This window comes from Nitratidesulfovibrio liaohensis (genome assembly GCF_011682075.1).
Lineage (GTDB): Bacteria > Desulfobacterota > Desulfovibrionia > Desulfovibrionales > Desulfovibrionaceae > Cupidesulfovibrio > Cupidesulfovibrio liaohensis.
This window is the reverse complement of sequence record NZ_VSMK01000642.1, coordinates 1-971: the sequence shown is the minus strand read 5'-3', so window position 1 is coordinate 971 and position 971 is coordinate 1. Positions and strand designations below refer to the sequence as shown.

The following is a 971-nucleotide window of genomic DNA, read 5'->3' as shown; positions in this document are numbered from 1 at the left end:
CGGATTGCGTGGCGACATTGGCGTCTGGGGCGCTTGGGGCGTCTGGGGCGTCTGGGGCGCTCACCGGTTGCGGACTCCTGCGGCGGCATGCCGCCCGTTGCGGCCGGGCCCACGCCGGAAAGAGTCGCGGCGGGCAGCGGCCAATATGGGCAAGGCTACCCGGAACACCGGGGCGACGCAAGGTCCGGTGGCAAGAGCCGAAAACAGGCCGGACGCATGCGTCCGGCCTGTTGTGCGTATTGCGTATGCGGCGCGTCCGCTTGCTACGCGGGCGTGCCTTGGCCGCCAGCCATGGCGGCGGGCATGCCGCCGTCGCCCGCCAGGGGCACGTTGCCGATGGCGGCCCCGGTGGCGGCCAGTTCCTCCACCGAGAAGATGCGGTTGCCGTCCAGAATGATCACGAAGCCGTCATTGCGGTGGCCCATACCCTTGATGAAGTCCTGCCGCACGGCGGTACCCATGCGCGGGGCGGGCTCTATGGCGTCGGACGGTATCTCGATGACCTCGCGCACCGAATCCACCAACGCGCCGATGACGGCGGCCTCGCCCTCAAGTTCGGCCTCGACGATGATGATGCAGGTGTTCACGGTGTCGATCGTCGGCTCCATGCCGAACTTGCGGCGCAATTCCAGCACGGGCACGGCGCGTCCGCGCAGGTTGATGACCCCGCGCATGAACTCCGGCGTGCGGGGTATGCGCGTGATGGCCGTCAGTTCAAGCACCTCGCGCACGGTGCTTATATCCAGCGCGAACACCTCTTCGCCAAGGGTGAAGGTCAGATACTGGCTGGTCTCGTACATGCTGCCTCCGGAAGCTGACCGGCGCTAGAAGCGCTCGAACTCACTGTCATCCGCATCGGAATCCATGTCCAGTGCGATGTTGCCGCTCTTGCCGGACACCGCCTTGCGCGGGGCCTGGCCCGCAATGGCGCGAGGGGCCGCCTTGGGCTGCGCCCGACGCGGTGCGCGCCC

At 68.1% G+C, this 971-nt stretch carries 1 protein-coding gene; it reads right to left on the bottom strand.

The features are described 5' to 3' along the window. Positions 1-263: 263 nt before the first annotated feature. On the bottom strand, positions 264-800 hold the full coding sequence (locus FVW27_RS17040; RefSeq protein WP_167127437.1) for a chemotaxis protein CheW: 537 nt from the start codon (positions 798-800) through the stop codon (positions 264-266). Positions 801-971: the final 171 nt, after the last annotated feature.

Excerpts from the sequence above, each read along its gene's own strand:
- FVW27_RS17040 (WP_167127437.1), bottom strand. The coding sequence starts at position 800 with ATGTACGAGACCAGCCAGTATCTGACCTTCACCCTTGGCGAAGAGGTG.